Raw genomic sequence first — 26,776 nt, forward strand, 5'->3', positions numbered from 1 at the left:
GGAGTCGGTGATGACCCATTACCTCGAACTGCCCGGTGGACGTATCGCCTACGACGTGACCGGCGACGGCCCCCTGGTCGTCCTGCTGCCCGGGATGGGCGACGTGCGCGCGGTCTACCGCCGCCTGGCGCCGGAGCTGGCGGCCGCCGGGTACCGGGTCGCCACCGCCGACCTGCGCGGCCACGGCGAGTCCAGCGCCGACTGGGACGCCTACGACAACGCCGCCGCCGGACGCGACCTGGCCGCGCTGATCCGCCACCTGGGCGGCCCGGCGACCGTGGTCGGCCACTCGTTCTCCGGCGGCACCGCCGTGTGGCTCGCCGCCGAGGAACCCGAGCTGGTGAACGGCCTGGTGCTGCTGGAGGCCTTCACCCGCCCCGTCTCGATGAGCCCGCTGACGCGCGGCCTGGCCAAAGTCGTCCTGAGCAGCACCGCGCTGTGGATCATGTACTACAGGTCGCTGCACAAGGGCCCGAAGCCCGCCGACTTCGCCGACCACCTCAAGGCCGTCAGGGCGGGGACGCGCGGCCGGATGCGGGCGGTCGCCGGGATCGGCCTGGACGACAAGGCGAGCCTGGCGGGCCGCCTCTCCCGGGTCACCGCGCCCGCCCTGATCGTCATGGGCGGCGAGAGCCCCGACTTCAAGGACCCGCGCGCCGAGGCCGCCACGATCGCCGGGGAGCTGGGCGGCGACAGCCGGACGCTGGTCGTCGAGGGCGCGGGCCACTACCCGCACACGGAGTTCCCCGCCGAGACCGCCGCCGCGGTGCTGGACTTCCTGGCCGCCCGCCGCGCCGAGGCCGCCTGATGCCGCGGGTGGGGCTGTCGCCCGAGGGCGTGGTGGACGCCGCCGTCGCCATCGTGGACGAGGGCGGCCCGGCCGCCCTCACGCTGGCGGCCGTCGCCTCCCGCGCGGGCGTGGCGACGCCGTCGCTGTACAAGCACGTCCGCAACCTGGCCGAGCTGCGGAGGCTGGTGACGTCGCGGGTGCTGGAGGAGCTCACCGAACGGCTCACCGCCGCCACGGTGGGCCGCTCCGGCGACGACGCCGTGCACGCCCTGATGCGGGCCTACCGCTCGTACGTGGTGGACCATCCGGGCCGCTACGGGGCCATGGAGCAGGCGCCCGACCCCGACTCCCGCGTCCGGGCCGCCTCACAGCGGCTGCTGGACGTCATCCTCGCCGTGCTGCGGGGGTACGGGCTGGAGGGCGCCGACCTCATCCACGCCGCGCGCTGCCTCCGCTCGACCGTCCACGGCTTCGCGGTGCTGGAGGCGGCGGGAGGGTTCGGCCTCCCGGAGGACCTGGAGACCAGCTACCAGCGGCTCATCGAGATGATGGTCGGCGGCCTGCGCACCCGCCCCGCCACCGACGCGACCATCGTTGGAACGGAACCCGATCCGCGTAATCGCGACTGACCCTCTCAACGCAGGGATCCGCGCACATCCGCTGTTCGCGACCAGCGAGCCGGTCCCGGTCCGACGCCACCGACGAGCGGATCCGGCACGTCGTGGAGCGCACCGGCCTCGACGACCTGGTGCCGCGGCGGCGAACGGCAACGCGTCGCGATCGCCCGCGCTCCCGCCCCGGCCGCGCCCGCTGTTCGACGAGCCGACCTCGCAGCTCGATAGCGCCGGTGAGGAGGCCCTGACCCGCGCCATCGCGCGGACCTCCCGCGAGTGCGCGCTCCTGGTGATCGCGCACCGGCCCTCCGCCGTCCGACCCGATCGCGGCGGCACTTCGATATGGCGCCGTCCGCCGGGGTCGTGCGATTCTGTGGCGGTGATCACCTCGGAGTGGGGTTCGCGAGACCTGCCTCCCGGGGTGGGGGCCCGCCCGGCGCAAGCCGGTGACGGCGGCACCTGGACCTCGGGCCTGTCGGTCGACGGGTTCGCCGCGCTGCGCGCCGCGGGCTTCGAGCCCGTCGGCGCGGTCATGGGCGGCACGGTGCACCACCTCGGCCGGCGGTATGACCGTCCCTACGACTGCGGCTATCGCCCCGCGCCTCGGGCTGTCCAGTACGACCGTTCCGGTCGTCCCCTCCCCACCAACGACCGTCTCGGCCAGCCCCTCCCCACCTCGGTCACCATCACGACGAGGAGTGGCGCCGCGGCGGGCGGTCACCACACGTACCTCAGGACCTTCCACCGTGCCCGGCGGGCCGCCACGGAGCGGATGGCCGCCGAATGCGCGTCGCTCGGCGGCGACGGGGTCGTGTCCGTACGGCTGGACGTCGTCCCTTTCCTGGACTCCCCCGACCAGCTCGAATTCCGGGCGTCCGGGACCGCCGTGCGGGCACGCGGGCCGGTCCGGCCGGGACGGGTCTTCCTGTCGCATGTGTCCGGCCAGGAGTTCGGCAAGCTGATCGCCGCCGGCTGGGTGCCGGTCGACCTGGTCCTCGGCGCGTCGAGCGGGGTCCGTCACGTCGACGAGCGGACCGAGCAGCAGACCGGTGCCCGTGCCCCCGCGCAGGAGGTCGAGGGTCTGACCGACCTCGTCCGGCGCACCCGGCACGACGCGCGCCGGCGCCTCGCCGCCGATGTCCGGCGGAGCGGCGCGGAGGGCGCCGTCCTGTCGACCGTGGACCTCACCACGTGGGCACGATCCTGCTCGGCGGGCGGTGAGGACCACCTGGTGGAGTCGACCTTCGTCGGCACCTCGATCACCGCGTTCCGGACGGACCACCAGCCGCCTCGCTCGCTGCCCCTCATGCGACTGTGACCAGGAGGAGTGAATGACGGACCCGGCCGACCAGGGGGTGCCCGCCGACGCGATGGCCCGGTTGGCGGAACTCCGCCCCGGAGAGCCCGGCGGACTGTTCACCAGCGACCTGTCCGTCAACGAGTTCCTGCTCGTGCGGGAGGCCGGGTTCCGGCCACTCGGACTGGTCCTGGGCAGCTCCGTCTACCACGTCGGCGTCCAGCTCGGCCGGTGGGGCAAGAACATGGAGCTCGAACAGCTCACCAACGCCCTGTACCACGCCCGGGAGCTGGCGATGACCCGCATGGAGGCCGAGGCCGACCAGCTCGGCGCCGACGGCATCGTCGGCGTCCGGCTGCGCGTGGAGTTCCGGGAGTTCGGCAGCGACATCGCCGAATTCGTCGCGATCGGCACGGCGGTCAAGGCCGAGGACAAGACCACCACCTGGCGCAACAACAGGAATCAGCCGTTCACCTCCAACCTGAGCGGGCAGGACTTCTGGACGCTGGTCCAGGCCGGATACGCGCCGGTGGGCATGGTGATGGGGACCTGCGTCTACCACGTCGCGCACCGCCGTATGGCCGCGGTGCTGAGAAGCGCCGGACAGAACGCGGAGATCCCGGAGTTCACCCAGGCGTTGTACGACGCGCGGGAGCTGGCGATGGCGCGCATCCAGGCCGAGGGGCGGCGACTGCGGGCCGAGGGCATCGTCGGAGTGGTGCTCGACCAGCTTCACCACCGCTGGGGCGGGCACACGATGGAGTTCTTCGCGATCGGCACCGCGGTGAGGCCGCTGCGCGACGACCACACGATCGCCAAGCCGCAACTGGTGCTGGGGCTGGACCGCTGATGACCGCCGCCATGGACGGTTTCCACGAAGTGGCCGCCGCGTTGCGGCAGAACTCGGCCGACGTGAGCGCCTACGCGAAGGTGCTCACCACCACCCTGGGGGACGCTCTGCCGCCCGGCTGCGTCACCGTGGAACGCGCCCGTTCGCTGGGCGACCGGATGCGGGGACGTGACGGGCGGGTGAGCCGCGTGATCGTACGGCTCGGCGACACCACGCTGTATCTGACCGACACGCGTGACCGGTTCGTCCCCGAGGTGCATCACGAGGTGCGCGGGGTGGTGCTCTCCCGCGAACAGGTCTCCATCGACGCGTGGGTCGCCGAACTCACCCGCGAGCTGGTCGCCTACGCCGACGCGAACGCCCGGGCCGCCGCCGCGCTTCGCCGCCTAATCTCCGGCGCTTGAGACCACGAGAACCTCACCCGGACGCTCAACGGCCCCGGCGATGGTATTCGGCTGGATACCACCGCCGGGGCCGTTGAGGAGTTCGTCAGAGGTCGAGCGTGCCGTCCTTGATGCGAGCGAACAGTCCGGCAATGTCATCGTGGCGAAACGCAAGGTGGGGGCCGGACGGGTCCTTGCTGTCCCGGATCAGGGTGGCCTGCCGAGCGTTGACCGAGACCTCAACGCATTCGCCAGCGCCCTGACTACGGCTGCTCTTCCGCCACTGGATCATCCTGCATGGCCTCCATCACGCGTCGGATCAGGGCGAGCGAGTCGGGCTCGTTCAGCGCCTGGCCTCTGATCTCGTCGAACCTCAATCCCAAACGGCTGACCTCGACAGGGTCTTCGATCAGTCTTCCACCGAACTGAGCTTCGACATAGCCCGCCCCAGTCTGATCCCTTTTGGAGAGCACCACGACCGCGCCGTCGAGGCCGTAGTACCACCCGTCCATCATCCTCACTACCTGGACGTGCACGTGAGGCCGTTTCGCCATGTCCAGTATGTGTGCGAGTTGTTCACGCATGACGGCGGCTCCACCCACGGCCCGGAGAATGACGGACTCGTCCATGACGGCGAACAGGTGGGGCGGGTCATCGCGCCGCAGCATTTCGGCCCGCGCGAGGCGCTGAACAATCCAGCCGTCTCCGAGAGTCTGGGACCGCGCGTCGGCCCGCATGTACGCCTCGGTCTGGAGCAGTCCGGGAACGTAGGCGGGCTGAAAGGTGCGGATCGCGGTGGCCTCGGCCTCGTGAGGCAGGTACAGCTCGAACCATGACGCCACGTGTTCGCGCTGCATGTGGTGCCAGAGCCCCTGGAACACCTCACCGGTCCCAAAGAATTCATCCGCTTTTACACAGAACTCGCGATCCGGCATATTGCGCTGGTTCTCGTAGCTGGCGATCACCTCACGTGTCACGATCAGTTCTTTGGCCAGGGCACTCTGCGAGAGGCCCCGCAGTTCCCGCATCGCGCGCAACGTGTGCGCGAACTGGGCGCGAAGGCTTGAACGCGGGTCGATCGGTACAGGCGCAGGCATAGGGGGGCTCCAGCCGTGGCATTCCTGAGAACTCACACCGTTCCGTATTCCGCAGCTTAGATCGTGGCGCGACGCTTGGTCCGGCAAACGAAACGGAACCCACCCCCGGAAAAGCGATGCCGAACAACGACGAATTGCTGCTCCAGCTCGCGGCCGCCCTCGTGGACGAGGGCATGATCGCCAAGGTCACGGACGCCCCGCCCGCGCCGTTCCGCCGGCCCGGCCGCTGCGTGTGGGTCCAGAACCCCCGGCACCCGGACTGGACCGGCCACATCACCCTCCGCGACCCCGAGGACCCGCCCGGCGGCGTGCTCTGGTGGTTCTTCTCGTGGAACGAGCGGATCTCCCCCGCGTTCGACCTCTACGGAGCCGCGCACCGGATCACGGACCGCCTGACCCCCCGTCCCACCAGCCTCGCCCTGGCCGACGCCGTGCGGCTGATCGAGGGCCGCCTCGTCTCCCGCGACGGCCTGCCCACGGGCTGCGCGTGGGGCATCCAGTTCACCTGCTGACCGCATCTCCCCAAGGAAGGAAAGACGTGCCCCGGCACCCCGTTGACTATGAGGCCGCGCTCCGCGAGCGGCACCTCTCCGCCCTCTCCGAACGGATCAACGCCACCACCCGGCACCGCGCCGAGATCAGTGACCGTTCCCGGGTGCTCGTGAAGCGCCGCGACGACGTGGCGTTCGGCGTCACGGCAGCTCCGATCGAGGACACCGATCCGCCCCTGTGGGGGTACTTCTTCGACGCCTCCGACCACCTGATCGGTCACGTGGACGGTCTCGACGCCGTGGTGCGCGAGATCGAGAAGCGCGCGGACCGGAACGAGGAGGCCGTGCGCGTGCGTCACCTGGAAGCGCTCCAGGCGGCGATCGTGGCGCGCACGGGCCTGCGGGCGGCGATCCGTCAGCCCGACCGGGGGCGTCCGCACGCGGTGGAGGTCAGCGGGGTGCCGCGCGTGCTGGGCACGGAGCTCATCGACGCCGCGCCGTTGCCCGACGGGACGTGGGCGTACTGGTGGCGCACGTGGAGCGTGCTGATCGGCCTCGTCGCCGACCTGGACGCCGTGGTGTCCGCCGTCGAGCGGGTCATGACACCGAAATGGGATTGACCATGCGTCCCCCCCGAAGCCCCACCCCCACGGAGGCGGCCCCGTGGCTGGAACGGCTGCGTGCCGCCTGGCCGCACTGGGGCATCGTGTACGACGGCACGGAGTGGTGGGCGTTGCTCACCCTGAACGGCCGCCGAACGACGCTGCGCGCCCCCTCCGGCATCGAGCTGGAAGCGCGCATGCAGGCGTTCCGCTGATCAGGATTCGCGCGCGTGTGCGAGGAAGTCGGTGATGAGCCGGGTCACGTCGTCGGGCTTCTCCCGCACCATGTCGTGACCGGCGTCCAGTTCCACCACCCTGATGTGGGGGTGCGCCTCGGTGACGGGCGCGAGGTCGCGGCGCACCCCTCGGCGCAGGGCCTCCATGAGCTCGCCGCCGGGCATGCCCGGCGGGTCCTGGGTGGCCAGGACGATCAGGGCGGGGCACCGGACCTTCGGCAACGCCGGGACGGCGTCGCGGAAGTGGGGCGAGTACCGCACGGCGGCCAGCAGCTCCGGTCCCGGCCGCCGGTAGCTGTCACCGTCGAGCGTGGTCACGGCGCGCGGCGGCAACGTGGCGACCTGCTCGGCCGGCACCGGCCGGGTCATCGCCGCCTGCTGCGCGTCGAACGCCGCCTTCAGCCGCGCCAGCTCGCGTTCCACCAGGGCCGGGTCCAGGCCGGGGTAGTTGCCGGGCTCGTTCTCGGCCGAGCGCAGGCCGTCGAGGTTGACGACGGCCGGGCACTCCGGATGGCGCGCGGCCCACAGCAGGGCCAGCATCCCGCCGAGCGACTGGCCGACGACCGCCGGTGCGCCGAGGCCCAGGCGGTCCACGACCGCCTCGATGTCGTCCAGGGCCGCGTCCCACTCCCAGGGGGCGTCGCCCGACAGGCCGTGCCCGCGCAGGTCCATGGCGACCACGCGGTGCGCGGCCGTCAGCGGCGGGGCCACCTCCCGCCAGGCGTCCAGCGTGCCGCCCAGGCCGTGCAGCAGCAGGACGGGCGGGCCGTCGCCGCCGTGGTCGCGCACGGCGAGGGGGATCGTGTGGTCAGTGAGGGTCACGTCGTGCTGCGACACGTTGCTCCTTGGGGAGGTTGAGCCGGGCGCGGATCGACGCGGTCGTCACCCCGCCGTCGGGGTGACGATCGAGTTTCGCGCGCTTGACCAGGTCGTGGACGCCCTGGCGGGTGATGCCGAGCATCGCCGCCGCGGTGGCGAAGCCCACCGCCTCCGCCCCCGGGTGGCCCGTCCGCCGCGCCACGGCGCGGCCGAAGGCGGTGCGCCACCACGCGTCGGGCGGATCGAACGGCCCGTCGCCGGGGAACAGCGCGGCGATCAGCCGCGCGGAGGTCATGACGGCCGTGCGGTCGTCCGGGCCCAGCAGTTGCGCGGCCCACACCTCGGCCTGCACCCGCAGCCGTTCCCGTACGTCGCCCACGTCGTCGCCGGGATCCAGCAGGATCTCCAGCGGATCGACGATCCGCGTCTCGACCAGGCGCGTCAGCTCGCGCGCCAGCTCCACATGTTCCGCAGTGCCCACTTGACGAACAATAGCAAGTACTTGCTGCTATTCGTCAAGTACTCGATCGCCCTCCTGCCACGTTCCGTCCGGGCCCAGGGTGAGGACCCGCGGCGGCCCCATGGTCCGGAGCGCCTCCTCGCGCATGGCCTCACGGGCGGCCTGCCCCTCACCCGTGGGGTCGAACACCCGGAAGCCGCGCATCGGCACATGGGAGGCGTCGACGTCGTCGGCCGCGTGGACGCCTTCGAGGATGAAGCCGAACAGCCCCCGCAACGCGTCCTCGCCCATGTCGAGCGGGTGGAACGGCAGCGGATAGTCCTCCTCGGCGTGCTCGCCCACCCAGTACGGCCGCTCGAACGGCAGCGGCTCCCCGATGTCCTCCATGACCCCGTCGTCCGGGGACAGGCTCAGCGACCGCACCAGCTCGCCGTCCTCCCAGACGGAGAACGCGAGCCAGTCCACCACCGAGTGCATCGAGTGCGTGATGATCCGCCGTCCCTCGCCGAGCTTCAGCAGGTGCTCGGGCAGCTCCGACGGGTAGTCGAGCATGAACCGCTGGCTGCACAGCACCTCCGCCCCCGGCAGCACGGTGGCGTAGGTGACGTCGTCGGGCGGATAGGTCGAGTACGCCAACGCTCCCTCGTCCCCGGGCTCCACCGCGTGGTCCGGATGGACCCGCCGCACCAGCGCCTCCACCTCGGCCGGGTCCGGGCGCGCCGCGCGCCTCAGCCTCGGCCGGACATCCCCGTCGGAGAACGCCAGCAGCCCCGTCTTCGCGCCCATGCGCAACTCCCTCGCCTCACTCCGCGAACGAACGGGCCGCACGCTGTCCACCGCCACCGACACCCTTGCGGAGATCACCGCCCGCCCCCAAGATGTCGTTGACGTCAATGTCAACGCGCAGGTGGGAGCCGATGACCGGGATCCTGGTGGCCAACCGAGGTGAGATCGCCGTGCGGGTGATGCGCGCGGCCGACGCGCTGGGACTGCCGAGCACGGCGGTGTTCGCGCGGGACGACGCCGCGTCGGCGCACGTCAGGCGGGCCGAGTCCGCCCGCGCGCTGCCCGGCGAGGGCGTCGCCGCCTACCTGGACGGCGCGGCGATCGTCGAGGCCGCGCTCGCCGAGGGGTGCGACGCCGTCCATCCCGGCTACGGGTTCCTGAGCGAGAACGCCGGGTTCGCGCGCCGCTGCGCCGAGGCCGGGCTCGTCTTCGTCGGGCCCCGGCCCGAGGTGCTGGAGCTGTTCGGCGACAAGGCGCGGGCCAGGGACGTCGCGCGCGAGGCCGGGATCCCGGTGGTGCCGGGGACGACCGGGCCGACCACGCTCGAACAGGCGCGGGCCTTCGTCGGCGAGCACGGGCCCGTCATGGTGAAGGCCCTGTCCGGCGGCGGCGGACGCGGCATGCGCGCCGTCCGCGACGTCGGCGAACTGGACGAGGCCTACGAGCGCTGCCGTTCCGAGGCGCTCCAGGCGTTCGGCGACGGCGACCTGTACGTGGAGCGCCTCGTCGAACGCGCCCGCCACATCGAGGTGCAGGTCGTCGGCGACGGCACCGGCGTCGTCCACCTGTGGGAGCGCGACTGCAGCGTCCAGCGCCGCCACCAGAAGCTCGTCGAGATCGCCCCCGCCCACGGCCTCCCCGGCGACCTGCGCCGACGCGTCCTCGACGCCGCCACGGCGCTGGCCGGGCGCGTCCGCTACGAGGGGCTCGGCACGGTCGAGTTCCTGGTGCGCGGGGACGAGTTCTGGTTCATCGAGGCCAACCCCCGGCTCCAGGTCGAGCACACCGTCACCGAGGAGGTCACCGGCGTCGACCTCGTCCAGACGCAGATCCGCCTGGCCTACGGCGCGACGCTGGCCGACGTCGGGCTCGCGCGCACCCCGCGGGTCCGGGGCGTCGCCATCCAGGCCCGCGTCAACGCCGAGACCGTCGACCCCGACGGGACGCCCCGCGCCCGCGCCGGGACCCTCACCGCCTTCACCCCGCCGTCGGGCCCCGGCGTGCGCGTCGACACCTACGGCTACACCGGCTACCGCACGAGCCTGCGCTACGACTCCCTGCTCGCCAAGGTGATCGCCTGGGGTCCCGACCAGGACGCCGCCCGCGCCCGCGCCGAGCGGGCCCTCGCCGAGTTCCAGGTCGAGGGCGTCCCCACCAACATCGGCCTGCTGCGCGCCGTCCTGCGCCACCCCGGCCTGCCCGGCGCCGACACCGCCTTCGTCCCCGACCACCTCGACGAGCTCCTGGCCGCCGGGCACCGCCCCCTTCTCACCGCCCCCGAACCCCTCCGGGAGGAGACCGCGACGCGGACCCCCGCCCCCGAGGGAACGGTGCCCGTCCCCGCCCCCATACAGGGCGTCGTGGTGGGCGTCGAGGTGGCCGAGGGCGACCGCGTCCACCGGGGCGCTCCCCTCATGGCCCTGGAGTCCATGAAGATGGAGCACGTCGTGCGCGCCGACGCCGGGGGCGTCGTCCGCCTCCTCAACGCCGCCAAGGGCGACCTCGTCGACGAGGGCGCGGCGCTGCTGTTCCTCGAACCCGCCGACGTCCCCGGCCGGGCCGCCGCCGAGCGGGCCCCGGGCGGCGACTGGTCCGCCGAGGTCGCCGAGATCGAACGCCGCCGCGAACTGGCCCACCGCATGGGCGGCCCCGCCAAGGTCGAACGCCAGCACGCCACCGGCCGCCTCACCGTCCGCGAACGCGTCGCCGCCCTCGCCGACCCCGGCACCTTCCAGGAGATCGGCGCGCTCACCGGCTTCGCCGACTACGACGACGAGGGGAACCTCACCGGCGTCCTGCCCGCCAACTTCGTCGCCGGAACCGCCCGGATCGACGGCCGCAAGGTGGTCCTCGGCGCCGACGACTTCACCGTCCGGGGCGGCTCCGGCGACGCCGCCATCCACGCCAAGCAGGTCTTCACCGAGCAGTACGCGCGCGAGATGCGGCTGCCGATGGTGCGGCTGCTGGACGGCGCGAGCGGCGGCGGCAGCGTCAAGATGGCGATGGATGCGGGCTACTCCTACGTCCCCGTCAACCCCGCCTGGGACGCCGTCGTGGACAACCTGTCCCTGGTCCCGGTCGTCGCCGCCTGCCTCGGGCCCACCGTCGGCCTCGGCGCGGCCCGCCTGGTGATGTCGCACCTGGCGGTCATGGTCGAGGGCGTCGGCCAGCTGTTCACCGCCGGTCCCCCGGTCGTGCGCGGCGGGACCGGCGAAAACCTCACCAAGGAGGAGCTCGGCGGGGCCGCCGTCCACCGGGGCAACGGCACCGTCGAACGCTTCGTCCGCACCGAGCCGGAGGCGTTCGAGGTGATCCGCGCCTTCCTGTCCTACCTGCCCGCCAGCGTCTTCGCGACCCCGCCCGTGGCGGCCTGCGCCGACTCCCCCGACCGCCGCGCCGACGACCTGCTGTCCGCGATCCCCCGCGACCCCCGCGCCCCCTACCGCGTCGACCCGATCCTCGACGCGGTCTTCGACGCGGGCTCGGTGTTCCGGTACGCCGAGTACGGCGGCGGGACGGTCACCGCCCTCGCCCGCCTCGACGGCCACCCCGTCGGGGTCGTCGCCGCCGACCCGTTCCGCGGCGCGACCATGTCCGCCGAGGGCGCGCAGGCCGTCACCCGGCTGGTGGACCTGTGCGAGACGTTCCACCTGCCGATCGTCAGCCTCACCGACCAGGCCGGGATGACGATCGGGTCGGCGGCCGAGCGCCGCGCCACCATCCGCCACGGGGCCCGCGCGATCGCCGCCGTCTACCAGGCCCGCGTCCCCCAGGCCGAGCTGATCCTGCGGCGCGTGTACGGCGTCGGCGGGGCCGGGATCGTCAACCGGCACCGCCCCGTCCGGAGCTGGGCGTGGCCGTCGGGCGACTGGGGCTCGCTGCCGATGCGGGGCGGGGTGGAGGCCGCGTTCCGCGCCCAGCTCCAGGGCAGCGACGACCCCGAACGCGACATCGCCCTCATCCGCGGGCGGCTGGCCGCGGTGGCGTCCCCGTTCCGCACCGCCGAGCGGTTCGGCGTGCAGGACCTCATCGACCCGCGCGACAGCCGCCCCCTGCTGTGCGACTGGGTCCGCGACGCCTACCGGCTGCTCCCCGAGCTGACCGGGCGGCCCGCGTTCGGCGCCCGGCCCTGAGCCGGCCGAGCGTCTACCCTGGTCCGATGGCACCGGCGAAGACCCCCTGGGCGGCCCGCACCGTCCGCGCGGGGCGCGACAGCGAGACGCGCACGCTGCTGCTGGACAGCGCGGCGCGGGTCTTCGCCCGCCTCGGCTACGCCCGCACCACCATCGCCGACATCACCGAGGAGGCGCGGGTCTCCCGCGCCACCTGCTACGTCTACTTCGCCTCCAAGGCCGACGTGTTCCGGGCGGTCGCCGGGCGGGTGCGGGACGCGTTCCTGGCCGCGCACGAGGTGCCCGGCGTGGACGCCGACGACCCCCACGCGCTCGCCCACGAGTCGATCACGGCGCTGCTAGCCGCCTACGCCGCGCACCTGGAGCTGATGACGGTGATCGAGCACCAGGCGCTGGCCGACCCCGAGATCCAGGAGATCTGGCGGGAGATCCGGGAGCGCCCGATCCGCCGCGCCGCCCGCTACATCGAACGCGTCACCGCGCGGGGCCTGGCCGACCCCGCCGCGCCGGGCCGGGCCATCGCCGAGGCCATGGCCGGGGTGCTGGAGCAGTTCGCGCGGATCGTGACCGCCGATCCCGCCCGGCACGACGAGGTGGTCGACCAGGTCACCGCCATGTACCTGCGGCTGCTCGGCGTCCCGCCCAACGCTCCGGCCGCACCTGGAGATCACGGGTCGGCGACGGCCCGGACGTGAGGCGGCCATCCTTCGATGTCGGACGGTGGCCGTGCCGCGGGACACGGCACAAGACCGCCGACCTCGCACTCATGCGCCTTTTCGGAGCGCGCTGAGTGCGAGATCGGCGGATGTTCCCCGGCCGTGGCCTAGGAGATGGCGTACGCCCGGATGACCGTCTGGTCGACGGCGTTACCCGCCTTGTCGGTCATCGCGGCCTTCAGTGAGACGAACCCCTGAGCGGGGTTGGTCACCCGGGCCACCCAGCCACGGCCCTTCACCGTGAGTGCCAGTGGCTTCCAGGTGCGGCCGTCGTCGGTGGACGCCCACACCTTCAGGCTCTTGACGGCGACCGGCCCGGTCCCGGCCACGGCGTCCACCGAGATCGGCAGCGTGGTGGCCGACCCGCCCCGGGCGCGGTTCAGGCCGTCCAGGCCCTTGGGCGCGAACCGGATCGAACGCAGGGGCAGCGGCGTCGGCTTGCGGGTGGTGGAGGAGGCGAACCGCCACTTGACGTCGACACGGGTGGACAGTGGGCTGTCGGAGTCCTTGCGGGTGCCCGACGCGGTCACCGTGTAGTCGCCCGGCCCGGCGGGCACGCTCGCCCTCAGCTCGCCCTCCCTCAGCGGCACGGTCTTCAGCGCCTTGCCGCCGCGCAGCAACTTGATCGTTCCGGTGGCGCGGTCGTCCCACCCTCCACGGCCGGGGGTGCTGTCGCCGTAGAGCGCTCCGCCCAGGACGGCGATCTCGTCGCCGTCCCGGGAACCGAACGGCGTCCGGACCTGGTTGACCACCCCGGCCACCGACGGGCCGATCACGGCCGTGTTCCAGGTGCCGGTGTTCGCGCGGCCCTTGACCCATGTCCGGGCATCGCCGGTGATGTATCCGGGTTCCCCCTCGCCGTAGTAGAAGGAGGCCCACCACCGGAAGCGCGGGTCGGACGTCACGTACAGAGTCTGGGTGGACGGTGCGCTCACCGGCCAGACGGGTATCAACGCGGGGCTGATGCCGGGCATGTCGGCCATCAGCGAGAAGTATCCGGTGGTCGGGCGTCCCTGCCCCTTGACGGTCTGGGTCACCTTGGCCATGTCGGCGGTCCGCGCGGCGTAGGCGGGATCGGCGGGCAGCCCCCCGTGGCGCAGGTCATACGCGTCGAACCGGGTCGGCGGCGTGCCCGCGGCGCCCTGCTTCATCCAGAAGAGGTGGTGGTAGTAGGTGAGGCCGGGGTCCTTCACCGGGAACAGTCCGTTCTTGTCCGGTGGGCAGTCGGTCAGCACGGTGTATCCCGTGGATTTGCCGTCGCGCTGGTAGGCGAGAGCGAAATCGCGGTACTCGCTGAGTTTGGCGGCGGGGTCGTCGATCGTCGCCGACATCCGCGTCGCCCGGCGCGCGTCCAGGTGCACCGTGGTGTCACGGTCGAGCCGGACCGGGTGGAACGCCATCATCGCGCCGCATCCGCCGCCCTCGGCATCGGCCGGCACGGAGCCCATCAGCCGGTACTCCCCGTCCGGCAGCCTGACCCGGACGGCGCCGTCGCGGACCAGCACGGCCTCCGGCTCGGTCGACATGTCCGCGGGCACGATCCAGAACGGGTTCGAGGCGGGCCGCCCGGCGGCGTCGGTGAGCCTGAGGTCGAGGTCGTGGGACTTGGGCTCGGCGAACGCCCCGACCACGGTGCGGACCGAGACCCCCGGCGCGGTGGCGGTGACGACCCCGCCGTAGACGCCCGGAGGGACGCCCTCACCCGTGACCCGCAGGCCGGCCGCGGCGCTCTGGCCCGGGGGCACCGTCAGCGAGGTGGTGACCAGCCCGAAGACGTTCCGGCCGGTCGGCCGGTCGGTCCGGAGCTCCAGCTTCAGCGTGACCGGCCGGTCGGTGGAGTTGAAGTAGCCCAGTTCGCGGGTGACCGGCGCGGGTCGCTTCGACCAGCGCAGGTACGTGGACACGTTGCCGGATTCCGGTACGACGCCGGTGGCGACCGCCCTGGCCACGTCGATCCGGCCCGAGCCCTGGTGCGGGGCCGGGGCGCCGGGGGTGGGCGCGGCCGAGCCGATGAGGGCCGCCTTCAGGCGGCCGCCCGTCCAGGTCGGATGCCGCTGGGCCAGGATGGCTGCCGCACCCGCCACGTGCGGGGTGGCCATCGACGTGCCGGACGCCGTGGCGTATCCGCCGCCCGCCCGCGCGGCGGTGATGTCGACGCCGGGAGCGGTGACGTCGGGCTTGATCGCGCCGTCCACCCGCCGGGGGCCCCGGCCGGAGAAACCGGCGACGCGGTCGTCACCGTCCACCGCGCCCACCGTGAGCGCGGCGTCCGCGGCGCCGGGGCTGTCGAGCGTCCGCGCGCCGGGCCCGTTGTTGCCGCTCGCGATCGTGAACAGCGTGCCCGTCCGGGCGCTCAGGTCGTTGACGGCCTTCTCCACCGGGTCGACGCCGTCCTCGTCCGGGGCGCCCAGGCTCATATTGATCACCTTGGCGCGGACCTCCGTCGCGGCCCACTCCATCCCGGCCAGGATTCCGCTGTCGCTTCCGTTCCCCTCGTCGTCGAGCACCTTGCCGACCGCGAGCCTGGCGTCCGGGGCGACCCCCTTGTGCCTGCCGCCGGAGGCCGCTCCGGAACCGGCGATGGTCGAGGCCACATGGGTGCCGTGGCCGAGCTTGTCGGCCACGTCCCGCGGTCCCGCGTCGGTGAAGCCGCGCGACCGGGTGACCACGCCCTTCAGGTCCGGGTGGCCGGCGTCGTAACCGCTGTCGAGGACCGCGACCGTGACGCCCTTGCCGGTCAGGCCCTGGCGCCAGGCCTCGGGGGCGCCGATCCGTGGGACGCTCTTGTCGAGCCGTGCCGTGCGTTTGCCGTCGAGCCAGAGCCTGGCGACGCTTCCAGCGGCGAGTCCACGGCCCTTCCGGCCCGCCAGGGTCCGCCACACGGAGGCCGCGTCCTTCTTGGGCACCGCAGCGGTGTCCAGGCCGAGGGACGGCAACGACCGCCGACCGGCGAGTCCGGTGACCTGCGCGGAACGGACGCCACGGGCGTTCTCGACGATGACGGGCACCGCGTTCCGGTGGGCGTCGTCGTACCGCCAGGCCACCAGCCGGGTCACGTCGAACAACCGTCGGTCCACGCGCCCTTCGCCCACCAGGCGCGCCGCGTCCTTGGGGATCACGTAGCGGTGCCCGCGCACCGTGAACACCTGGAACGTGACGCCGGACCGGCCCGCGCCCGGGGTCACGCTCACCCGGCCGCCGCTGATCCTCACCTTGTCACCGGTGATGAGCGTGACCGTCCGAGCGGAACCCGGCGGCGCCACGGCGGACGCGCTCACCGGCGTGCCGAAGGCCACACCCCCCGCCGACACCGCGAATCCCGCCACCGCCGCCAGTGCCGCCATGGACGGGCGTGATCTTCGCACGTACACCTGACCTCCCGGGGGTTCTCATTTCTGAATCACCCCGAGATGTCCGGCACCAGGTGATCGGCTACACGATGATCCAGTGGAAAATCAGGTGCCGCTGGGACGCGATACCGAGCGCAGCGGGCGCAGGAACGTCCGCAGGTCGCTGACCAGCAGGTCCGGGGTCTCCATCGCCGGGAAGTGCCCGCCCCGGTCGTACTCCGACCAGTGCGCGATCCGCCCGTCCGGGTCCATGAGGCTCCGGATCGTGGTGTCGGCGGCGAACACCGCCACCCCGGTCGGCGGCCCGGGGGGCATCTCCCCCTGCGGCTGGTGCGCGGCCATCTGCCTCCACGCCTGCACGCCCTCGTGGACGGCGTGCGCCGACGACGCGCCCGCGCCGCTGAACCAGTACACGCTGACGGCGGTCAGCAGCCGGTCCCGGCCCACCGCGTCGTCGGGCAGCTTGGCGGCCGGGTCGGTCCACTCGTGGAACTTCTCGGTGATCCAGGCGAGCTGCCCGGCCGGGGAGTCGTTGAGCAGGTAGCCGAGGGTCTGCGGGCGGGTCGCCTGGATGTGCAGGTAGCCCGAGCCCTCCTCGCGGAAGGCGTTGAAGCGCTCGGCGCGCTCGCGGTCCCGGCCGGTGAAGGCGGCCGGGTCCAGCGGCGGCCCGAACGGCATGCCCGCCGTCGTCCCGGTCAGGTGCGTGCCGACGATCCGCCCCGGCGCGAGCATCGGCAGCATGCCGACCACGCCCGTCCCGGCGTCGGTGCCCTGCGCGGCGTACCGCCCGTAGCCGAGCCGGTCCATCAGCCCGGCGAACGCCTGCGCCACGCGGAACAGGTTCCCCCAGCCCTCCCCGGCCAGCGGCGTGGAGAAGCCGTAGCCGGGCAGCGACGGGATCACGACGTGGAACGCGTCGGCCGCCTCCCCGCCGTGGGCGCGCGGATCGGTCAGCGGGCCGATCACGTCCCGGAACTCCAGCGGCGAGCTCGGCCAGCCGTGCACCAGCAGCAGCGGCAGCGCGTCGGGCTCGGGCGACCGCACGTGCAGGAAGTGGACGCGCTGCCCGTCGATCTCGGTGGCGAACTGCGGGATCTCGTTGAGCGCGGCCTCCTGCGCCCGCCAGTCGTAGGCGGTGCGCCAGTACTCGGCCAGCTCCCGCAGGTAGCCGGGCGGGACGCCGCGCGCCCAGTCCTCCCCGGCCGGGGAGGCGGGCCAGCGGGTCCTCGCCAGCCGTTCGCGCAGGTCGTCGAGGTCCTCCTGCGGGATCTCGATGCGGAACGGACGGATGTCGGTGATGTCCATGCCGCGACGTTAGAACGCTCCACCGTCCGCACGGCGGTGTTGGCCGGATCCGGCAAGCCGCCAATCGCCACCGACCGCCACCGGCCGTGCCGCAGGGCCCGTACGCTGCGCGTCCGCCCGGGGACGATAGCCTCTCAAGAGTGAATCTTGGACTCAGCGGCCGACGGGCCGCCGTGGCGGCCGCCAGCAGCGGCCTGGGCTACGCGGCCGCGCGAACGCTGGCCGCCGAGGGCGTACGGGTGGCGATCTGCGGGCGCGACCGGGACCGGCTCACCCTGGCCGCCCGGAAGCTGGGCGAGGGCGCCCACCCGGTCGTCGCCGACGTGTCCACGCCCGAGGGCGCGACCGCGTTCGTGCGCGAGGCGCAGGACGCGCTGGGCGGCGTGGACATCCTGGTGACCAACGCGGGCGGGCCCCCGCCCGGCGGGTTCGCGGCCACCCCGCTGGACGCCTACCAGACCGCGATCGACCTGAACCTGATGTCCACGGTGGCGATGTGCAAGGCCGCCGTGCCCGCCATGCAGGAGCGCGGCTGGGGCCGGGTCGTGGCGATCACCTCGATCACCGTGCGGCAGCCGATCCCCACCCTGATCCTGTCCAACACCGCCCGCGCCGGGGCGACCGGCTTCCTGAAGACCCTCGCGCTGGAGGTCGCCAAGGACGGCGTCACCGTCAACTCGCTGCTGCCCGGCTTCCACGCCACCGAGCGGCTGCGCACGCTGCGCGGCGGCGACTGGGAGCAGGTCGCGAACGAGATCCCGGCCGGGATCGTCGGCGACCCCGGCGACTTCGGGGCGTTCGTGGCGTTCCTGTGCTCCGAGCAGGCCAGGTTCGTCACCGGCAGCGCGATCCCGGTGGACGGGGGCGAGTACGCGGGGCTGCTGTGAGGAGCCTCACAGCGGGCCGTCACCAGCACGTTTGTAAGTAGGCACTGACCCGCGTGTCAGGCGCTTGGTCGGTTTCGCCTAGCATGCGCGCCATGGCCTCCCCCGCTGACTGGACCCCGCCCCCGGCGCCCCTGATCCGCGCCGCCGACCTGGCGCTGGAGCCGTGGCGCGCCTGGACCTCCCCGGTCTTCCACGGCCTGGAGAACCTGCCCGAGAGCGGGCCGGCGCTGCTGGTCGGCAACCACACCGTCTACGGGATCGTCGACGCGCCGCTGATCTTCTTCGAGATCCACCGGCGGCGCGGCGTGTGGGTGCGTTCGGTGGCCGACCACGCGCACTGGATGATCCCCGGCTGGCGCACGGTCATGGACCTGGGCGGATCGGTGGACGGCACCCGCGACAACTGCCGGGCGCTGCTGAACGCGGGCCAGATGGTCGTGGTGTTCCCCGGCGGGGCCCGGGAGGCCACCCGCGGGCGCGACCAGCTCTACCGGCTGCAGTGGGAGGGACGGCTCGGCTTCGCCCGGCTGGCGGTGGAGGCGGGCTGCCCGATCGTGCCGTTCGGGACGGTCGGCGCGGAGGAGATGTTCACGACCGTGCTGGACCCCGACAGCCCGCTGCTGGCCCCGGGCCGCGCCCTCGGCCGGCTGCTGCTCGGCGAGCGCGGCGCGCGCGACGACGTGATGGTGCCGGTCACGCGCGGCATCGGCCCCACCCCGGTCCCCCGCCCCGAACGCCTGTACTTCGGCTTCGGCAAGCCCATCGACACCACGCCGTGGCGCGGCGCGCACGACGACGACCTGGCGGTCACCGAGGTGCGCGACCTGGCCCGCAAGGCCGTCGAGGAGATCATCGACGGGCTGCGCGCCGAGCAGGCCGCCGACCCCTGCCGCACGCCCCTCGGCCGGATCGGCCGGAACCTGTCGCGCGCCGCCCGCGCGGTGCCCCGCACCGTGCCCAGCGTGGTGCCCGGCGTGGTGCCCCGCGCCGTGCCGGGCCTGATCGGCCGCTGAGGGAACGCGGGCCACGGAACCGCCCCGCACGGCCCCGTGGCCCGCGCCCTTCCCCGCACGCCGCCCGGCCGGGCCGGGCGGCGTGAGCGGTCAGGCGGCGGTGGCGGTGCGACGCTGGAACGGCAGGTAGCGCTCGGCGCGGCGGGGACGGGCGGGCATCCCGGTGGACTCGACCGCCAGGATGCGGTCGAACCGGAACGCGCGCACGCCGCGCCGCATCCGGCACCAGCCCACCAGGTACCAGTGGTCGCGGTGGACCAGGCAGGTCACCGGCTCCACCTCGCGGATGGTGACGTTGGCGGCGGCGTCGCCGTAGCACAGCCGCACGACGCGGTGCTCGGTGATGGCCGCCGCGATCACCCGCGCGCGGTCGGCGGTGGCGGCGTCCATCGGGTCGGTCAGGGTGGCCAGGGTCATGGCGATCACCGCGTCGTGCGGGTCGCCGTACAGGTCGTCGGCGTGGGCGTCGGTGTCCAGCAGGCCGCGCAGGGCACGGCGCGCCGTGGCCGCCTGCGGTCCGGCGCCCAGGTGCGCCAGGGAGAGCGCCAGGGAGGCGATCTCGGCGGCGGTGAGTGCGGTCTCGTGGTGGGTCGCATCGTTCGCCATGGTTCGATAATACGTTCGAACACTGACATTCTGGAGGGCTCCGCGGCAGGGGTTTCCGAACCCCCCGCATGCCCCTTGTCGTAGGACTTCGCACCCCTTGAGCGGACCCCTCCCGATACGGAACACTGATCTCCCTAAGAGCTCCATCGGGGGAATCGGGGGTCGATCATGGGTCGTCTGCGGGACCGCCGTTGAACCACTCCGGAGCGGGCCGTCCGCCGATGTCCCGGGACGAGGCGGACCGGACGCTGCATCATCTGCGCGACGAGCGCGAACGGATCGGGGCGGCGCTGCTGGAACTGGCGGACCACCCCGGTCACCGGCTGCTCGACGGGGCCGCCCTCACCGGGGAGACCGCCCGCCGCCAGGCGGAGATCCGCTCCCGCACCAGCGCGCTGTGGGAGCTGTTCGACCACTACCAGCGGGTGCTGGACGCGGCCGAGACGCTGCGCGCCCGGCACCCGCGCCCGGCGCCCGCCCAGCTGGCCGAGCTGACCTGGCTGCTGGCCGGGCCGTCGGTGGAGCTGCCCGCCCCGGAGGTGCCGCTGGAGCGGCGCACCCTGCTCGGCCCGCCCGCCGGGGAGAGGCTGACCCTCCAGCAGGTCGTCGCCCGGATGACCCCGCTGTACGAGGAGACCGTGCGGCTCGTCGCCGCCGTGGACGCGGTGTGGTCGCCGCTGCTGACCCGCCTGGACGAGACCCTGCGGGACCGCCACGCCGCCGCCGACCTGGCCGTCTCGCTGGACCTGTCCGATCCCGGCCTGGAACGGCTCGGCCACGAGCTCGACGCGCTCGCCGCGACCGTGCGCACCGACCCGCTGTCGCTCGGCCGCGACGGCCGTGCCGACACCGCGCCGTTCGACCGGATCGGCGCGGAGCTGAGCGCGCTGCGCGAACGGATCGCCGAGGTGGCCCGGCTGCGTTCGGGCCTCACCCAGCGGCTCGACGCCCTGCGCGCCACCATCGAGCGCGCCGCGGCCGCCGAGGTGGAGGCGGCGCGGGCCCGCGAGACGGTCCTGGTGAAGATCTACGAACCGGCGCTGCCGCCGCAGCCCGCCGCCGCGGCCGTCCTGGCGGGACGGCTCGACGCCCTGCGCGCGTCGACCGGCCGGGGCGACTGGAGCGACCTGGCCGTCCGCGTCGCCGACCTGGAACGCGCCGCCGCCACCGCCCTGGAGCAGGCGCGCACCGCCGCCGACCTCATCACCGGCCTGCTGGAGCGCCGCGACGAGCTGCGCGGGCGGCTGGACGCCTACCGGGTGAAGGCCGCCCGGCTCGGGCTCGCCGAGGACCCCGAGCTGTCGGACGCCTACCGGCGGATCCGCGAACTCCTCTGGACATCGCCGTGCGACCTGCGCAGGGCGACCACGGCCCTGTCCGGCTACCAGCAGGCCATCGCCGCACGCTCGAAAGGGGCGAACGGATGACCCAGTGCACCGAGCCGGGCTGCTCCGGAACCGTCCAGGACGGCTACTGCGTCGAATGCGGTATGCCCCCCTCGTCGGCTCCGGCCCCCGGAACCGCCTCCGGCAACGGCGCCGTCCCCGGCGGCGGCGCGCCGTCCGCCGTGCCGGACCGCTGCGCCCAGCCCGGCTGCGGCGGCACGATCGCGGACGGCTACTGCCTCACGTGCGGCGAGCCACCGGCCGCCGCGTCCACCGGTCCCGCCACGACCGGTTCCGGCACCACCGGACCCGGCACCTCGGGACCCGGCACCACCGGATCCGGCACCACCGGCACCTCCCCGACCGCCGGTTCGGTCTCGGCGAGCACCGGGCTGTCCAGCGGCAGCCTGCGCACCGGCGGCACCCGCGGCAGCTCGGGGCGTTCGGCCCGGCGCGGGATGCTCGGCGCGGGCCTGGTCGAGGTGCCGCGCGTGCCCTACCGCGACCCGTCCGCGGCGGTGATGCGCGACCCGCGGGTCCCCGAGAAGCGCCGCCGCTGCTCCAACTGCGAGGAACCCGTCGGCCGCACCCGCGAGGGCAAGCCGGGCCGGACCGAGGGCTTCTGCCCCAAGTGCGGCACCGCGTTCTCCTACACGCCCAAGCTGGGACCCGGCGACCTGGTCGCCGGGCAGTACGAGGTGCTGGGCTGCCTGGCGCACGGCGGCCTCGGCTGGATCTACCTGGCCAAGGACCGCAACGTCTCCGACCGCTGGGTGGTGCTCAAGGGCCTGCTCAACACCACCGACCCCGACGCGATCGAGGCCGCCGCCGCCGAGCGCGCCTTCCTCGCCGAGGTCGAGCACCCCAACATCGTCAAGATCTACAACTTCGTGCAGCACGGCTCCGACGGCTACATCGTCATGGAGTACGTCGGCGGCGAGTCGCTGAAGGACATCCTGCTGCGGCACCGCGAGGAGAACGGCGGCGGGTCGCTGCCGCTGGCGCAGGCCATCGCCTACGCGCTGGAGGTGCTCCAAGCGTTCGCCTACCTGCACGCCCGCGGCCTGGTCTACTGCGACTTCAAGCCCGACAACGTCATCCAGTCCGAGGAGCAGCTACGGCTGATCGACCTGGGCGGCGTGCGGCGGATCGGCGACGACGAGGGCGCGATCTACGGCACCAAGGGCTACCAGGCCCCCGAGATCGCCGACCACGGCCCCTCGGTCAGCTCCGACCTCTACACGGCCGGGCGGGCCCTGGCGGTGATGAGCTTCACGTTCAAGGGCTACCAGACCACCTACGAGTACGACCTGCCGCCGCGCGCCGACGTGCCGGTGCTGGCGCGGTTCGAGTCGTTCGACCGGTTCCTGCGCCGCGCGACCCACCGGGACCCCGACGCGCGGTTCCAGGACGCCGTCGAGATGGCCGAGCAGCTCACCGGGGTGCTGCGCGAGGTGCTGGCCGCCGAGGACGGCCACCCGCGCCCCGCGCAGTCGACGCTGTTCGGCCCGGAGCGGTTCGCGCCCGGCGCGGCCGTGTCCACCGACGCCGCCGCCACCGGCGAGGCGCTGCCGCCGGTCCCGCCGCGCGTGGCCGCCGCGTCCCTGCCGGTCCCGCTGGTGGACGCCGCCGACCCCGCCGCCCAGCTGGTGGCCGGGCTGACGGCGCTGGAGACGGCCCAGCAGGCCGCCGCCCTCGCGGCCGTCCCCGAGCGGACCCCCGAGGTGCTGCTGGCCACCGCGCGCGTCCGGGCCGAGAGCGGCGAGTTCCCGGTGGCGCACGCCCTGCTGGACCAGGTCGAGGCCGAGCTGCCCGGCGACTGGCGGATCGCGTGGCACCGCGCGGTCGCGCTGCTGGCCGAGGGCCGCCTGGCCGAGGCCGAGCCCCGGTTCGACCAGATCTACGCGCTGCTGCCCGGCGAGGCCGCGCCCAGGCTCGCCCTCGCCCACTGCCGCGAGGCGCACGCGCCCGCCGACGCCGCCCGCCTCTACGAGACGGTGTGGCGCACCGACGACACCTACATCAACGCCGCGTTCGGCCTGGCCCGCGTCCACCTGGCGCGCGGCGACCGGGCGGCGGCGGTCGCGGTGCTGGACTCGGTGCCCCGGCTGTCGATCCGGTACGTCCCCGCGCAGGTCGCGGCGATCACCACGACCGTGCGCGGCCGCCCGCCCGCCGAGCTGACCGCCGCCGAGCTGACCGGCGTCGGCGACCGGCTGGGCCGCCTGGACCTGGAGGGGCGGCGGCGCGACCGGCTCGCCGCCGAGGTGCTGGAGGCCGCCCTGGAATGGACGCGGCGGCCGGCCGGGCAGAGCCCTGGACAGGGCCCCGGGCAGGGCGGGAAGGTCCTCGGCGTCCCGCTGGACGAGCCGTCGCTGCGCCGCGAACTGGAGAAGACCTACCGGGCCCTGGCCCGCCACTCGCAGGACCGACGGGAGCGACGCGAACTGATCGACGCCGCCAACGCGGTCCGGCCCCGGACGTTGCTGTAACGGAGGACCGAGCGTGGAGAAGACGGCCGAACTGGCCTGCCCCCAGTGCGGGGAGGTGGTCTACGCCGGAGAGGGCTACTGCGAGGCGTGCGGACAGAGGCTGGGCGGCGCGACCCCGCCGGAGCCCGCGCGCACCTGCACCGGGTGCGGCGCGACCAGCATCGACGCCGAGGGCTACTGCGAGCGGTGCGGGCTGCGCCAGCCCGCCGCCCGCGACCACCTGGAGCTGGAGCTGCCCGGCGCGAACGGGCACCCGCTGGCGGTCGGCGCCAGCGACCGCGGCAAGCGCTACAGCCGCAACGAGGACGCCCTCGCGCTGTCGGCGCACCCGACCGGCGTCGCGGCCGTGGTCTGCGACGGCGTCGGGTCGTCCCCGCGCCCGCACGAGGCGTCCCGGGCGGCCGCCGACACCGCCGCGGCGGAACTGGCGTCCCGGCTGGCGGCGGGCGAGGACGCCGAGTCGGCGACGCGGGCGGCGATCCAGCGGGCCGCCGAGGCCGTCACCGCGCTGGCGGCCTCCGAGCACGAGGCCCCGTCCTGCACCTACGTGTCGGCGGTGACCACGCCGAAGTCGGTCACCGTCGGCTGGATCGGCGACAGCCGCGTCTACTGGCTGCCGTCGCCCGACCCCGACGCCGACCCCGACGCCACCCGCGTCGACCTCCCCCCGGCCGACCCGGTGGAGGTCGACACCGCCGACCTGAACGCCACCGCCCCCGACACCGCCGACCTCACCGCGCTCACCGCGCCCGCCCAGCTCACCGAGGACGACTCCTGGGCGGCCTACATGGTCGCCCAGGGCGCGCTCACCGAGCAGGAGGCCGAGGCGCACCCCAACGCGCACGTCATCACCGGCTGGCTCGGCGCGGACGCGGGCCGGATCCGGCCGAACGTGCGCACCTACTCCTTCGGCGGGCCCGGCACGGTCCTGGTGTGCAGCGACGGCCTGTGGAACTACCTGCCGCGCGCCGACGCCCTGGCCGCGACCACCGACGACGCCGTCGGCGACCCCGCCCGCGACCCCCTCGGCACCGCCCGCGCGCTGGTCCGCCACGCGCTGGACGCGGGCGGCCGCGACAACATCACCGTGGCCGTCATCCCGGTCACCCTCACCGGCACGGAGCAGCCATGAGCGAGCAGCCGCAGTTCAGCATCGCGATCGACCAGAACAGGTACCTGCCCGAGGGCGGGCGCGAGGTGCACGCGATCGTCTCCGTCGAGTCCACCGGCGGCCCGGTCGCCGCCGCCTCCGCCCGCGCCGCCGAAGTGATCATCATCGACACCTCGGGGTCGATGTCCTACCCCGACACCAAGCTGCGCGCGGCCGTCGCCGCCGCGCAGACCGCGGTCGACACCCTGCGCGACGGGGTGATGTTCGCGGTGGTGTCGGGCGCCAACACCGCCTCCATGATCTACCCGCGCGAGCAGCGGCTCGTCCCGGCCGACGACCGCACCCGGCAGGAGGCCAGGGCCGCGCTGCGGGCCCTGCGGGCGCACGGCGGCACCGCGATCGGCTCGTGGCTGCGGCTGGCCGACCAGCTGTTCGACCCCTACCAGGACGGCATCCGGCACGCGATCCTGCTGACCGACGGCAAGAACCAGCACGAGACCCCGCAGGAGCTGGACGCCGCGCTGTCCCGCTGCACCGGCCGGTTCGTGTGCGACTGCCGGGGCGTCGGCACCGACTGGGAGGTCGCCGAGCTGCGCAAGGTGTCCAGCGCGCTGCTGGGCAGCGTCGACATCGTCGCCGACCCCGCCGACCTGGTCGCCGACTTCCAGGCGATGACCGAGGCCGCGATGGGCAAGGCCGTCGCCGACGTGGCGCTGCGGGTGCGGACGCCGCAGACCGCCAAGGTCCGGTTCGTCAAGCAGGTGCTGCCGAGCGTGGAGGACCTCACCGGCCGCCGCTCCGAGGCCGCGCCGCAGGCGGGCGACTACCCGCTGGGCGCGTGGGGCACCGAGAGCCGCGACTACCACCTGTGCGTGGAGGTCGAGCCGGGCGAGGTCGGCAAGGAGCGGCGCGCCGCCTGGGTGCAGCTGGTGGTGCCCGGCGCGAACGGCCAGCCGGAACAGGTGCTGGCCACCGGCAACATCCTGGCGCACTGGACCGACGACGAGGCCGCCTCCACCAAGATCAACAAGCGGGTGGCGCACTACACCGGGCAGGCCGAGCTGGCCGAGGTCATCCAGCAGGGCCTGGAGGCCCGCCGGCAGGGGGACGAGGCCACCGCCACCGCCCGGCTGGGCCGCGCCGTGCAGCTGGCCGACGAGGCGGGCAACGACGCCATCACCTCCGCGCTGCGCAAGGTCGTGGACATCGAGGACGCCGCCACCGGCACCATCCGGCTGAAGAAGAACGTCGACAAGGCCGACGAGATGTCCCTGGACACCTCCTCCACCAAGACCGTGCGCACCCGCAGAGACGAGGGGTGACGCCGTTGAGCACGGTCGTCTGTCCCGCCGGGCACCAGTCCACCACCCCCGACTACTGCCACGTCTGCGGCGAGCTCATCGAGGGCACGGCCGCGCCGCCGGGTGGCGCGGCGGCCGGGGCCTCCTCCTCCGGCACGCCCTGCCCGGACTGCGGCACCCCGAAGACCGACCGGTTCTGCGAGGCGTGCGGCTACGACTTCGCCCTCATGCGCGGCGGCCCGTCCTCCCCGCCTCCCCCCACGCGGGACCTGGTCCGGCCTCCCGACGGCGACCCGCCGACCATCGCCGACCCCTCCTCTCCCCCCGTCAGCGTCGCGCCCTCCTTCCCGGCGGCCCCGGCCGGTGGTACGGCTCCGGACACCGGATGGTTCGCGGTGGTGAACGCCGACCGCGACTACTTCGAACGCGTCATCGCCGAACTCGGCCCCGACACGGGGCTGACGTTCCCGCCCTACTGCCCCGAACGCCGCATCCCGCTCACCGGTTCACAGGTCCGCATCGGGCGGCGCAGCTCGTCCAAGAGCGTCGTCCCCGAGATCGACCTGCGCGAGCCGCCGGAGGACCCGGGCGTCAGCCACGTCCACGCCGTGCTGCTGGCCCGCCCCGGCGACCACTGGTCGCTGGTCGACCCCGGCTCCCGCAACCGCACCTGCCTCAACGGCGCCACCGAGCCCATCGCGCTCAACGTGGAGGTCCCCGTCGGTGACGGCGACCGCATCCACGTCGGCGCCTGGACCACCATCACCCTCACGAGAGGCGAGCCGACATGACCGCCGTCTCCCCGTCGCCCGGCCCCCCGGCCCAGGCGCCC

General features: G+C 73.9%; 25 protein-coding genes. 17 read left to right on the plus strand and 8 right to left on the minus strand.

The features are described 5' to 3' along the window. The first annotated feature begins 10 nt into the window (after positions 1-10). From AKI01S_RS07365 to AKI01S_RS07385, 5 genes are all read left to right on the plus strand, one after another. Positions 11-808 (plus strand): alpha/beta fold hydrolase, encoded by a 798-nt coding sequence (locus AKI01S_RS07365; protein ID WP_067813209.1) that lies wholly within the window; start codon positions 11-13, stop codon positions 806-808. Next, positions 808-1,419: a TetR/AcrR family transcriptional regulator gene (locus AKI01S_RS07370; RefSeq protein WP_067813211.1), complete on the plus strand. Its 612-nt coding sequence runs from the start codon at positions 808-810 to the stop codon at positions 1,417-1,419. The genes AKI01S_RS07365 and AKI01S_RS07370 overlap by 1 nt, the downstream gene beginning before the upstream one ends. A gap of 364 nt (positions 1,420-1,783) precedes the next feature. Then, entirely contained in the window at positions 1,784-2,722 is a 939-nt protein-coding gene (locus AKI01S_RS50290) for a heavy metal-binding domain-containing protein (protein WP_157419715.1), read from the plus strand. Between the two features lie 13 nt (positions 2,723-2,735). Then, positions 2,736-3,551 (plus strand): heavy metal-binding domain-containing protein, encoded by an 816-nt coding sequence (locus AKI01S_RS07380; protein WP_218009590.1) that lies wholly within the window; start codon positions 2,736-2,738, stop codon positions 3,549-3,551. Then, positions 3,551-3,955 carry a hypothetical protein gene (locus tag AKI01S_RS07385; protein WP_067813214.1) on the plus strand — a complete coding sequence of 135 codons (405 nt, stop codon included), beginning with the start codon at positions 3,551-3,553 and terminating at the stop codon, positions 3,953-3,955. Before AKI01S_RS07380 ends, AKI01S_RS07385 begins: the two co-directional genes overlap by 1 nt. A gap of 85 nt (positions 3,956-4,040) precedes the next feature. On the opposite strand, the gene AKI01S_RS07390 is transcribed toward AKI01S_RS07385, so the two are convergent. Continuing rightward, entirely contained in the window at positions 4,041-4,226 is a 186-nt protein-coding gene (locus tag AKI01S_RS07390; protein WP_067813216.1) for a DUF397 domain-containing protein, read from the minus strand. Beyond that, a complete protein-coding gene (locus tag AKI01S_RS07395) occupies positions 4,198-5,031 on the minus strand; it encodes a helix-turn-helix domain-containing protein (protein ID WP_067813218.1) in 834 nt (277 codons plus the stop codon). Before AKI01S_RS07395 ends, AKI01S_RS07390 begins: the two co-directional genes overlap by 29 nt. Positions 5,032-5,147: 116 nt before the next feature. Between AKI01S_RS07395 and AKI01S_RS07400 the strand changes: the two genes are divergently transcribed. From AKI01S_RS07400 to AKI01S_RS07410, 3 genes are read left to right on the plus strand one after another with little or no spacing between them, the layout of a single operon-like run. Further along, positions 5,148-5,543 (plus strand): hypothetical protein, encoded by a 396-nt coding sequence (locus tag AKI01S_RS07400; protein WP_067813220.1) that lies wholly within the window; start codon positions 5,148-5,150, stop codon positions 5,541-5,543. 26 nt (positions 5,544-5,569) lie between these two features. Beyond that, on the plus strand, positions 5,570-6,142 hold the full coding sequence (locus tag AKI01S_RS07405) for a hypothetical protein (RefSeq protein WP_067813222.1): 573 nt from the start codon (positions 5,570-5,572) through the stop codon (positions 6,140-6,142). 2 nt (positions 6,143-6,144) lie between these two features. Then, entirely contained in the window at positions 6,145-6,339 is a 195-nt protein-coding gene (locus tag AKI01S_RS07410; protein ID WP_067813223.1) for a hypothetical protein, read from the plus strand. Here AKI01S_RS07410 and AKI01S_RS07415 read toward each other — a convergent pair whose 3' ends face one another. Genes AKI01S_RS07415 through AKI01S_RS07425 form a run of 3 tightly spaced genes read right to left on the minus strand, consistent with a single transcriptional unit; the run spans position 6,340 to position 8,425 of the window. Then, positions 6,340-7,197: an alpha/beta fold hydrolase gene (locus AKI01S_RS07415; protein ID WP_174567356.1), complete on the minus strand. Its 858-nt coding sequence runs from the start codon at positions 7,195-7,197 to the stop codon at positions 6,340-6,342. After that, a complete protein-coding gene (locus AKI01S_RS07420) occupies positions 7,169-7,660 on the minus strand; it encodes a hypothetical protein (RefSeq protein ID WP_174567357.1) in 492 nt (163 codons plus the stop codon). Before AKI01S_RS07420 ends, AKI01S_RS07415 begins: the two co-directional genes overlap by 29 nt. Positions 7,661-7,687: 27 nt before the next feature. After that, positions 7,688-8,425, minus strand: a complete 738-nt coding sequence (locus AKI01S_RS07425) for a DUF6928 family protein (RefSeq protein WP_067813227.1) — start codon at positions 8,423-8,425, stop codon at positions 7,688-7,690. 131 nt (positions 8,426-8,556) lie between these two features. Between AKI01S_RS07425 and AKI01S_RS07430 the strand changes: the two genes are divergently transcribed. Together AKI01S_RS07430 and AKI01S_RS07435 are read left to right on the plus strand one after the other, a co-directional pair. Beyond that, entirely contained in the window at positions 8,557-11,778 is a 3,222-nt protein-coding gene (locus AKI01S_RS07430; protein ID WP_067813229.1) for a carboxyl transferase domain-containing protein, read from the plus strand. Between the two features lie 26 nt (positions 11,779-11,804). Beyond that, positions 11,805-12,473 (plus strand): TetR/AcrR family transcriptional regulator, encoded by a 669-nt coding sequence (locus AKI01S_RS07435; protein ID WP_067813231.1) that lies wholly within the window; start codon positions 11,805-11,807, stop codon positions 12,471-12,473. Positions 12,474-12,601: 128 nt separating this feature from the next. Here the strand turns inward: AKI01S_RS07435 and AKI01S_RS07440 are convergent, their stop codons facing one another. Together AKI01S_RS07440 and AKI01S_RS07445 are read right to left on the minus strand one after the other, a co-directional pair. Further along, positions 12,602-15,838 (minus strand): S8 family peptidase, encoded by a 3,237-nt coding sequence (locus AKI01S_RS07440; RefSeq protein WP_067813233.1) that lies wholly within the window; start codon positions 15,836-15,838, stop codon positions 12,602-12,604. Positions 15,839-15,949: 111 nt separating this feature from the next. Beyond that, positions 15,950-17,149, minus strand: a complete 1,200-nt coding sequence (locus AKI01S_RS07445) for an epoxide hydrolase family protein (protein WP_067813235.1) — start codon at positions 17,147-17,149, stop codon at positions 15,950-15,952. A 140-nt stretch (positions 17,150-17,289) separates the two neighbouring features. Between AKI01S_RS07445 and AKI01S_RS07450 the strand changes: the two genes are divergently transcribed. Together AKI01S_RS07450 and AKI01S_RS07455 are read left to right on the plus strand one after the other, a co-directional pair. Continuing rightward, positions 17,290-18,036, plus strand: coding sequence for an SDR family oxidoreductase (locus AKI01S_RS07450; RefSeq protein WP_067813237.1), 747 nt, complete (start codon positions 17,290-17,292; stop codon positions 18,034-18,036). Positions 18,037-18,128: 92 nt separating this feature from the next. Then, positions 18,129-19,049 carry a lysophospholipid acyltransferase family protein gene (locus AKI01S_RS07455; RefSeq protein ID WP_083999093.1) on the plus strand — a complete coding sequence of 307 codons (921 nt, stop codon included), beginning with the start codon at positions 18,129-18,131 and terminating at the stop codon, positions 19,047-19,049. Positions 19,050-19,139: 90 nt separating this feature from the next. On the opposite strand, the gene AKI01S_RS07460 is transcribed toward AKI01S_RS07455, so the two are convergent. After that, entirely contained in the window at positions 19,140-19,655 is a 516-nt protein-coding gene (locus AKI01S_RS07460) for a helix-turn-helix transcriptional regulator (RefSeq protein ID WP_067813238.1), read from the minus strand. A 221-nt stretch (positions 19,656-19,876) separates the two neighbouring features. Between AKI01S_RS07460 and AKI01S_RS07465 the strand changes: the two genes are divergently transcribed. The 5 genes from AKI01S_RS07465 to AKI01S_RS07485 are packed head-to-tail and all read left to right on the plus strand — an operon-like array spanning position 19,877 to position 26,735. After that, on the plus strand, positions 19,877-21,082 hold the full coding sequence (locus AKI01S_RS07465) for a hypothetical protein (protein ID WP_067813241.1): 1,206 nt from the start codon (positions 19,877-19,879) through the stop codon (positions 21,080-21,082). Beyond that, the gene (locus AKI01S_RS07470) at positions 21,079-23,532 is read left to right on the plus strand and encodes a serine/threonine-protein kinase (RefSeq protein ID WP_067813244.1); all 2,454 of its coding nucleotides are present in this window, start codon (positions 21,079-21,081) and stop codon (positions 23,530-23,532) included. Before AKI01S_RS07465 ends, AKI01S_RS07470 begins: the two co-directional genes overlap by 4 nt. 13 nt (positions 23,533-23,545) lie before the next feature. After that, on the plus strand, positions 23,546-24,664 hold the full coding sequence (locus AKI01S_RS07475) for a PP2C family protein-serine/threonine phosphatase (protein ID WP_067813246.1): 1,119 nt from the start codon (positions 23,546-23,548) through the stop codon (positions 24,662-24,664). Continuing rightward, entirely contained in the window at positions 24,661-25,965 is a 1,305-nt protein-coding gene (locus AKI01S_RS07480) for a vWA domain-containing protein (protein WP_067813248.1), read from the plus strand. Before AKI01S_RS07475 ends, AKI01S_RS07480 begins: the two co-directional genes overlap by 4 nt. Before the next feature lie 5 nt (positions 25,966-25,970). Then, positions 25,971-26,735: an FHA domain-containing protein gene (locus AKI01S_RS07485; RefSeq protein WP_067813250.1), complete on the plus strand. Its 765-nt coding sequence runs from the start codon at positions 25,971-25,973 to the stop codon at positions 26,733-26,735. The last annotated feature ends 41 nt before the right edge of the window (positions 26,736-26,776 follow it).

This window comes from Actinomadura kijaniata NBRC 14229 (assembly GCF_001552175.1).
GTDB classification, from domain to species: domain Bacteria; phylum Actinomycetota; class Actinomycetes; order Streptosporangiales; family Streptosporangiaceae; genus Spirillospora; species Spirillospora kijaniata.